This is a genomic window from Streptomyces sp. NPDC048560 (assembly GCF_040650955.1).
Taxonomy (GTDB): Bacteria; Actinomycetota; Actinomycetes; order Streptomycetales; family Streptomycetaceae; genus Streptomyces.
Genome location: NZ_JBEZIJ010000011.1, coordinates 216,720 through 225,273, shown reverse-complemented (window position 1 = coordinate 225,273; position 8,554 = coordinate 216,720). Strand labels below are relative to the sequence as shown.

The window sequence follows — 8,554 nt, the reverse complement described above, 5'->3', positions numbered from 1 at the left end:
GTGGGCGGTTTCCGGAACACCGGAAACCGCCCACTGTGCTTTTGCCGCTCCGCGCGTCCGTACACGCGCCCACGCAGGGGCGAGCGCGTGCCGCACCACGCGAAAACGGCGGCCCCCGCCCGGGCCGCCGCCGTACCACTGGGCCGTTCGGACGTCAGAACTGCACGTCCGAGCAGGCATAGAAGGCGTTGCCGGTGTCCGCGACGTTCCAGACGGCGAGGATGATGTGCTTACCGGTCTTCTGGGTGGGGATGGTGCCCTGATGCGTCAGCGTCGACGGGGGCTGCTGGTTCCCGTACGGCACCGTCATGAACGGCTGGGACTCCAGGGCGGCCCGGGTGAGCGGCTGCGTGGTGTTCCAGCCGTTCTTGGTGATGTAGTACCGGAAGTCGCTGGTGGAGTGCCGGGCCGTGAACTGCCAGCGGAAGCTGTAGCCCTGCCCGCCGGTGACCCTCGTCGCCGGCCAGCTGCCGCCGCGCGGGTCGTCGAGCGCCGCGAAGCCGGCGTTACCGGCCGAGCAGATCTTGCCGTCCGCCGGACCTGCCGCCGGGAAGCCCTTGGGGCCCTCGACGCTCTGCGGCTCCCACTGGATGGCGCCGCAGCCGGTCACCGTGCCGTTGGCACAGAGCTTCTGACGGCTGATCGGGGAGTCGGTGTAGCCGTGACTGCTGGCGCTGCTGGTCGCGAACATCGACGCACCGGCTATCGCCAGGCCGATCACGGCCGCGCTTGCCCTTTTCCGCATGCTTTTCGCTCCTCAAGAACGTGGGGGAGGTTCCATGAGCTCTGCTTCTGCGCGCGTGCTGTGCGGTCTAGACCAAGTCCTAGGTTATTGACGCGACATGAACATGTCCAGACCAATGAGCGTCCGATTCCGGTTCCCCGACGGGAGCGGCGGGGCGGCCCTCAGGAGCCTTCCGAGCCGCTGCGACCGGTGTAGAAGGCCACCGTCAGGTCCTTGACCAGGGCCTTTCGCTCGTAGTCGTCGAGCTCCACGATGCCGCGCGAGGTGAGCCGGTGCACCGTGTCGTCGACGGCGTCGACCACGGACGTCAGCACACTGTCCCGGTGCCGGGCGTCGATCGCGGCGATCCGGCGCCGCTGCATCGCGGCGGCGACCTCGGGGGCGTACTCGATTCCGGTCGGCTGCGCCGAGTACACCTCGATGCCCACGGGTTCGCAGTCCGCCTTCAGCATCCGGGTCAGGGCGTCACCGACGGCCTCGGCGTTGCGGAGGGTGTGCGCGTCCTCGTTGAAGGCGTCGGCGGGCAGCTGTGAGAGCACCCGCGCCATCGCGGCCTCGACCTGCTCGCGCAGGTACTCCTCGTGGTCGGCGACGCCGAGGGTGGCCCGCACGGTGTCCTTGATCCGCCAGACGACGAGGACGACCACGCGCAGCGCGGTGCCGTTCGCGTCGACGGACGGCAGGGGTTCGCTGCGCCAGTGCCGCAGCCGTACGTCGACGCGGCGGCGCAGCAGGAGCGGGGAGACCCAGACCAGGCCCGTGCGGCGGACACTGCCCCGGTAGTCGCCGAACAGGGTCAGCACCCAGGCGTACCCGACCCGGCCCCGGCCGAGACCGCCCAGGGCGAAGAGGACCACGGTCACCAGGAAGGCGAGGAGCGCCCAGGTCCCGATCCCCAGACCGTCGTACGGGCGGGAGCCGATCCCTACGCGTTCGAGAGCGACGGCGGGCAGCGCCCCTGACCACCAGAGGGTGGCGAGAGCGGCCAGGGTCCCGGCCGCTCCGGTGAGCAGCGCGGCCCAGCCGGGCAGGGCGGGGCCCGGCCGCTCGGACAGCCGGGGGTCGCCGAGCGGGGCGGGCCTGGTCGACGGCCGCACCTGGGGCTGCGGCGAGCGCGGCAGGGGTGGCCGCCGCACCGGTCCGGGACTCCGGGTCACGAAGGCGGGCAGCGCCGCCCCCGGATCACCGTGACCCGCACCCGGATCACGTGCGTCACGGCCCTCGTGGACTTCGTGTCCGTCCCGCGCGTCGCGTGCCTCCCCCGCGTCGAGTGCGTCGAGTACGTCGCGTGCCGCATCCACATCCCGTGCGGCCTGCGCGTCACGTGCGGCCTGTGCGTCGCGGTCGTCACGGAAGAGCAGGTGTACGGGGATGGAGGCCGTGGACTCGTTGGCGATGACGGAGTGCCGCCGCCCGGTGTCCCGCCGGCTGTCGGCATCGGCGGCCCCGCCCTTGCCGGCCTGCCAGCGTCCCGGGACGCTGAGCAGCCCGGCGGCCTGCTCGGAGTCGGACGCGCCGGAGGGCAGAGGCCGGCCACCTGCCACGGATTCGGTCCCCCCGACCGGCACCGGGACCGGGGCCCCGACGACCGCGTGTGCCGGGGCCAGGTCGAGCACGAGATCCACCACGGTGTCGGCGTCCCGCCCGGCCGGCGCCGGGCCCTCACCCCCGTCCGCGGTGACCGTCGCTCCCTGCTCCGGCAAGGGCGGGCCCGGGGCCGGCTCCCGCCCGGGCCCGCCCAGGAGCGTGGCCGTCCCTGCCTCCGGGCTCTCCGCCTCGCCTCCCTGCCACAGGTCCGGGGCCTCGGCGGCCCCGGGCGTGGTTCTCGTGGCGGGGATCTCGGTCGAGTCCTCGTGTCCGTTCACCGGTTGCCCTGCCTTTCCGTTCTCCGGGGATCCGGAGCTGTCCGACACCATGGGTCGCATTGCCGCCTCCGTCATGTCCGTGCCGTCACGCGAAGAGTCGCCGCCAGGTATCCGGGCCCGGATAGCCGTCGGCCGCGCTGCCGCGCCAGCCCAGGGACCGCTGGAACGCCTCGACGTTGCGGCGGTCGGCCTCGGTCCACCGGGGGCCGGGACCCGACAGGTAGTGCCTGCCGAATCCCCTCTTCACCAGTTGGGTGCCGAGCCGTGCGACATGACCGTTGGACCGGCCCGGCTTGAAATAGCCACGGCCGGGGAAGGCCGTGGCCGTGTTCGGACTGCCGCCCGCACCGGCGGCCGGGATGCCGCGCCCGGTGCCGGTGACCAGATGGCGCCAGGTCTGCGGTCCGGGAATGCCGTCGGCCTCCTTGCCCCTCCAGCCCTGGGCCAGCTGGAAGGCCTGGGTCGCCCGCCGGTCCGTCTCGCCCCAGTGCGGGCCGGGCCCCTCCGTGTAGAACCGCTTGCCGCCCCGCGCCACGAGCAGCTTGCCGAGCTGGGTGACGTACTTGTTGTCGGCTCCGGGCCCGAACTTCCCGGCCCCCGGGAAGGCCGTCGAGGAGGCGCTGCCCGCCGCCCCGCCCGTGAGGCCCCGGTAGCGGTACGCCACGTAACGGTCGGAGTTGTTCCAGTACGCCATGGGCGTCGCCTGCTTGCGCGTGCGCGGGCGCGCCTGCTCGTAGGCGGTGTAGTGGCTGTGCCGGTAGTCGGTCCAGCCGCCGAAGATCGTGACGTGCGAGCCCTTGTTCGGGTCCGCCGGGTTGTGGAAGAGCAGGATGTCGCCGGGCTGCAGGTCCTCGCGGGAGATCCGTGTCCCGTACTGGCCGAGGCTGCCCGTCCACTCGTTGCCGCCCAGGTTCCACGCCATCGAGACGAAGCCCGAGCAGTCCTGGCGGTAGCCGTCCGACCAGTACTTCTCCATGCTGTACGGGACCTGGGCGGAGACCCAGACCTTGGCCCGGTTGATGATGTCGGCCCGAGTCGTCGCCCGGAGCGTCGGCGCCGAGGGCGGCCCCGAGGCGCCCGCCCCCTTGAGCGGACCCTTCTCACCCTGCGGAGTGGCCGGTTCGGGGTCGGTCTGCGCGTCCGTCCGGGCAGGCCCCGTGGCGTGTCCCGCAGCGGTCGCGGCATCGGCGGCCCCGCTGGACAGGACCACTCCGGCCGCCGTCACCAGCACCAGCGCCCGGCGCGCCCCGTGCGCCGCCGGATACCCGCCCTGCCGTGCCGGCAGGGCCCTGGCCGCGGTACGCCGCTGCGCGGCACACCCCGCGCAGGTGCAGTCGACAGCGGGTTCGTACTCCTCGAAGACCGGCACAGTCATGCGATTCCCCTCCGCACTCGTCAAGATCTTTGGGCGCATCTGCAACGGGCGTCAGTGTCTCAACTCTCCTGACATATCGCATTTTGACGGATCAAAGAGAAAAAACGACCATCCCACAGGGCGTGGCGCGGCGGAATTGGTCAGAGGCACGGTCCGCCATCGGGTAGAGTTCTCCAGGTCAGCAGGCGCCGTTAGCTCAGTTGGTTAGAGCAGCTGACTCTTAATCAGCGGGTCCGGGGTTCGAGTCCCTGACGGCGCACGCAAAGACAAGGCCCCCTCACCGAGCGTGAGGGGGCCTTGTTCGTGCGCGAGGGCACGTGCGGGCGCCCACGAGTGCATCCGCGCGCCCCTCCCCTCTTGACCCCCCACACCCGGCCATCGCACACATATGCCCGGTAAACCCCGTGTTCCACCGTTGCGGTCTCCCGACATGTCGGACAACCTGTCCTGGAGCCGCCGGGCTCCAAGGCAGCCACCGGGCCCGGGCAGTTGGGCCGCGGGGCCCGGGACGCCGGCCGGGGGCGCCGCGGGACGGGGGTCCCGCTCACGAAGGAATGCCGAGGGGGCATCATGCAACCGGAAGGCCTCCTTTCCATGTCTGTGGAAAGGTGACCCGCCACTGTGTGCGTGCGCGGCGATCCGGGGGCTTCACCGCACACGACTGACCGACCAATCGCGCACTGACCCTGCGTGCGGGGGGGATGACCCATGACGTCGACGCCGCCAGGCGCCCGGCAGGACAACGATCCGTCGCGGACCACTCAGCTACGGATACCTCAGCAGCTGCGGACCGGACAGCGACGGCGCCAGACGAACAAGGCGCTGCCGCGGTACGACTACGAGCACTACAGCCGGCTCGCCGGGCCCCTGACCCAGCCGGACCCCGGCCGGCCCTACACGGTCCGCTACCGGTCCCTGCTCTCGCAGGAACCGCACCGCGTCCGGGCCGCGCTGCTCCTCGGCGCCGCTCCTCTGGTCTCGCTCGGCCTCTTCGCCTGGCTGATGCAGCCGGCGCACTGGACGGAACGCGACCCGAACCTCAAGAACGACACGCTGCTGATCCTCGACATCGTCATGCTGGTCTCGATCGGTCTGATCGAGCTCTTCCGCACGATGAACGTCCTCTCCAACGCCCACGCCACGCTCGTCGCCCGTGACCCGGTCCCCGTGGTGCCGGAGACGGGCACCAAGGTCGCCTTCCTCACCTCCTTCGTGCCGGGCAAGGAGCCCCTGGAGATGGTGACGAAGACGCTGGAGGCGGCCGTACGCATCCGGCACCGCGGGCTCATGCACGTCTGGCTGCTCGACGAGGGCGACGACCCCGCGGTCAAGGAGGTGTGCGCCAAGCTCGGTGTCCACCACTTCTCCCGCAAGGGCGTCGCGCGCTGGAACCAGGCCAAGGGTCCGCACCGCGCGAAGACGAAGCACGGCAACTACAACGCCTGGCTCGACGCGCACGGCGACGACTACGACTTCTTCGCCTCCGTCGACACCGACCACGTACCGATGGCCAACTACCTGGAGCGGATGCTCGGCTACTTCCGCGACCCGGACATCGGTTTCGTCATCGGCCCGCAGGTCTACGGGAACTACGACACGTTCGTCACCAAGGCCGCCGAGTCGCAGCAGTTCCTCTTCCACGCGCTGATCCAGCGCGCGGGCAACCGCTACGGCGCCCCGATGTTCGTCGGCACGAGCAACGCGGTGCGGATCTCGGCCCTCAAGCAGATCGGCGGGCTCTACGACTCGATCACCGAGGACATGGCGACCGGCTTCGAGATCCACCGCGCCCGCAACCCCCTGACCGGCAAGAAGTGGCGCTCGGTCTACACCCCGGACGTGCTGGCCGTCGGCGAGGGCCCCACCGCCTGGACCGACTTCTTCACGCAGCAGCTGCGCTGGTCGCGCGGGACGTACGAGACGATCCTCAAGCAGTACTGGAAGGGCTGGTTCTCGCTCCCGGCGGGCAAGCTCTTCAACTACACGATGATGATCATCTTCTATCCGATGTCGGCGATGAACTGGATTCTCGCCGCGTTGAGCTGCGCGCTGTTCCTCGGCATGGGCGCCTCCGGTGTGCAGATCGACCCCACGATCTGGATGATGCTCTACGGCAACGCCTCCGCGCTCCAGATCGGTCTCTACATCTGGAACCGGCGCCACAACGTCTCGCCGCACGAGCCCGAGGGCTCCGGCGGACTCGCCGGGATGATGATGTCGGCACTGTCCGCGCCGATCTACGCACGCTCCCTCATGGACGCCGTACTGCGGCGCAAGAGCTCCTTCGTGGTGACGCCCAAGGGCGACTCGTCCAGCCCGGACACCCTCTTCGGCACCTTCCGCATCCACCTCTTCTTCCTTCTCGTCTTCGGTGGCTCCATCGCCGCGTCCTTCTTCCTGGGCCACAGCCACCCCGCGATGCTGACCTGGGCCTGCCTCGCCCTGCTGATCACGGCGGCCCCGATCTTCGGCTGGCGGCACACCGTCCGCGCCGAGAAGAAGAAGCGACGCGCGGGGCCCCCGCCGCAGCCGCAGCCGCCGGAGCGCCCCGGACCGGCCGGCGGTCCGGCGGACAACGAACAGACCATGCAGATCGCCCTTGGGGGACGTAAGAAATGAAGTACCGCCCGAGCCGCCGTACCCGCCGACTGGCGATCAGTACGGCGGTGGTTCTCGCGTTGGCGGGGGCGAACGGACCCTGGCTGTACCGCTTCGGCACCGAGCGCTACCACACGTACGAGATCAACACCGCGGAGTACAAGGCCGCGAACGGCCACTGGGACTACCTCGACGTCCCCGCCGAGTTCCGGATCAACACGATCCACGCGGCACTGCTGCACACCGGCAAGGTGCTGCTCGTCGCGGGCTCGGGCAACAACCAGAAGAACTTCGACGCGAAGAGCTTCCGGTCGGTGCTGTGGGACCCGAAGACCAACGGGTTCAAGAACATACCCACGCCCAAGGACATGTTCTGCTCCGGCCACACCCAACTGCCCGACGGCAAGCTCCTGATAGCCGGCGGCACCAAGCGGTACGAGAAGCTGGAGGGCGACGTCACCAAGGCCGGCGGCCTGATGATCGTCCAGAACGAGGACCCGGACAAGCCCATCACCCTGCCGGCCGGCACACGGTTCACGGGCAAGGAGAACGGGAAGACGTTCGTCTCCAAGGACCCGGTGCTGGTCGAGAAGGCCACAAAGGTCTTCGACAAGCGGACCGGGGCCTTCGTGCGCAACGAGCCCGGTCGCGGGCGGATCTACGTCGAGGCCCGGAAGTCCGGCATGAAGTACGAGACGGGCACCGAGGACAACTACCGGATCGCCGGCCTCTCCGGCTCCGACACCCGCAACGTCTACGGGATCGCACAGAAACTCGCCCTGGACAAGAAGGACTTCCAGGGCATCAAGGAAGCGTACGAGTTCGACCCGGTCGCGGAGAAGTACATCACCGTCGACCCGATGAACGAGGCCCGCTGGTACCCCACCCTGACGACGCTGAAGGACGGCAAGGTCCTCGCGCTCTCCGGTCTGGACGAGATCGGGCAGATCGTGCCCGGCAAGGACGAGATCTACGACCCCGAGACGAAGGAGTGGGAGTACACCGGCGTCATCCGGAAGTTCCCCACCTATCCCGCGGTCTTCCTCCTCAACGACGGCAAGCTCTTCTACTCCGGCTCCAACGCCGGGTACGGGCCCGCGAACGTGGGCCGGGCCCCCGGCGTCTGGGACCTGAAGACGAACAAGTTCAAGAAGATTCCCGGCCTCAGCGACCCGGACAAGATGGAGACCTCGGCGACCGTACGGCTGCCTCCCGCCCAGGACGAGAAGTTCATGGTCATCGGCGGGGGCGGGGTCGGCGAGTCCGAGAAGTCCAGCGAGAAGTCACGACTGGTGGACCTCGGGGCCGGGAAGCCGCGGTTCGTCGACGGCGCGTCCTTGTCGGACGGCACCCGCTACCCGAGCGCGTCACTGCTGCCCGACGACTCCCTGCTCGTCACCGGCGGCTCCGAGGACTACCGGGGGCGCGGCGGCTCCGACGTACTCCAGGCGCGGCTGTACGACGCCGGGTCGGACACGTACAAGCGGGTGGCGGACCCCGCCGTGGGCCGCAACTACCACTCGGGGTCGGTGCTGCTGCCCGACGGCCGCGTCATGATCTTCGGATCGGACTCGCTGTACTCGGACCGGGACAACACGCGGCCGGGCACGTTCGAGCAGCGCATCGAGATCTACACACCGCCCTACCTGTACCGCGCGAGCCGGCCGGAGCTGACGGACGGGCCGAAGCGGATCAGGCGCGGCGGTACGGGCACGTTCACGACGCGGCAGGCGGCGTCCCTGAAGTCGGCGAAGCTGATGCGGCCGAGTGCCGTCACGCACGTCACGGACACGGATCAGCGGACGGTCGCGCTGGAGATGAAGGCGTCGGCGGACGGGGTCACGGTGAAGGTGCCGAAGAACCGGGCGCTGGTCCCCTCGGGCTGGTACATGCTGTTCGTCACGGACGACCGGGGGACGCCGTCGGAGGGGACGTGGGTGGAGGTGCCGTAGGCATCGGAGCGCCCGCGAC

At 70.0% G+C, this 8,554-nt stretch carries 5 protein-coding genes and 1 tRNA gene; 3 read left to right on the top strand and 3 right to left on the bottom strand.

Features of this window, described 5'->3' with window-relative positions; genetic code table 11:
• Positions 1 to 154 precede the first annotated feature (154 nt).
• The 3 genes from AB0C82_RS27985 to AB0C82_RS27975 form a co-directional block, all read right to left on the bottom strand.
• Positions 155 to 745, bottom strand: coding sequence for a lytic polysaccharide monooxygenase (locus AB0C82_RS27985; RefSeq protein WP_362846991.1), 591 nt, complete (start codon positions 743 to 745; stop codon positions 155 to 157).
• 161 nt (positions 746 to 906) lie between these two features.
• A complete protein-coding gene (locus AB0C82_RS27980) occupies positions 907 to 2,670 on the bottom strand; it encodes an SPFH domain-containing protein (RefSeq protein WP_362846989.1) in 1,764 nt (587 codons plus the stop codon).
• Between the two features lie 25 nt (positions 2,671 to 2,695).
• On the bottom strand, positions 2,696 to 3,985 hold the full coding sequence (locus AB0C82_RS27975) for a peptidoglycan-binding protein (RefSeq protein ID WP_362846987.1): 1,290 nt from the start codon (positions 3,983 to 3,985) through the stop codon (positions 2,696 to 2,698).
• 185 nt (positions 3,986 to 4,170) lie between these two features.
• Between AB0C82_RS27975 and AB0C82_RS27970 the strand changes: the two genes are divergently transcribed.
• The 3 genes from AB0C82_RS27970 (at position 4,171) to AB0C82_RS27960 (ending at position 8,535) form a co-directional block, all read left to right on the top strand.
• Positions 4,171 to 4,244, top strand: a tRNA-Lys gene (locus AB0C82_RS27970).
• A 449-nt stretch (positions 4,245 to 4,693) separates the two neighbouring features.
• Positions 4,694 to 6,604, top strand: coding sequence for a glycosyltransferase family 2 protein (locus AB0C82_RS27965; RefSeq protein WP_362846985.1), 1,911 nt, complete (start codon positions 4,694 to 4,696; stop codon positions 6,602 to 6,604).
• The gene (locus AB0C82_RS27960) at positions 6,601 to 8,535 is read left to right on the top strand and encodes a kelch motif-containing protein (RefSeq protein WP_362846983.1); all 1,935 of its coding nucleotides are present in this window, start codon (positions 6,601 to 6,603) and stop codon (positions 8,533 to 8,535) included. The genes AB0C82_RS27965 and AB0C82_RS27960 overlap by 4 nt, the downstream gene beginning before the upstream one ends.
• The last annotated feature ends 19 nt before the right edge of the window (positions 8,536 to 8,554 follow it).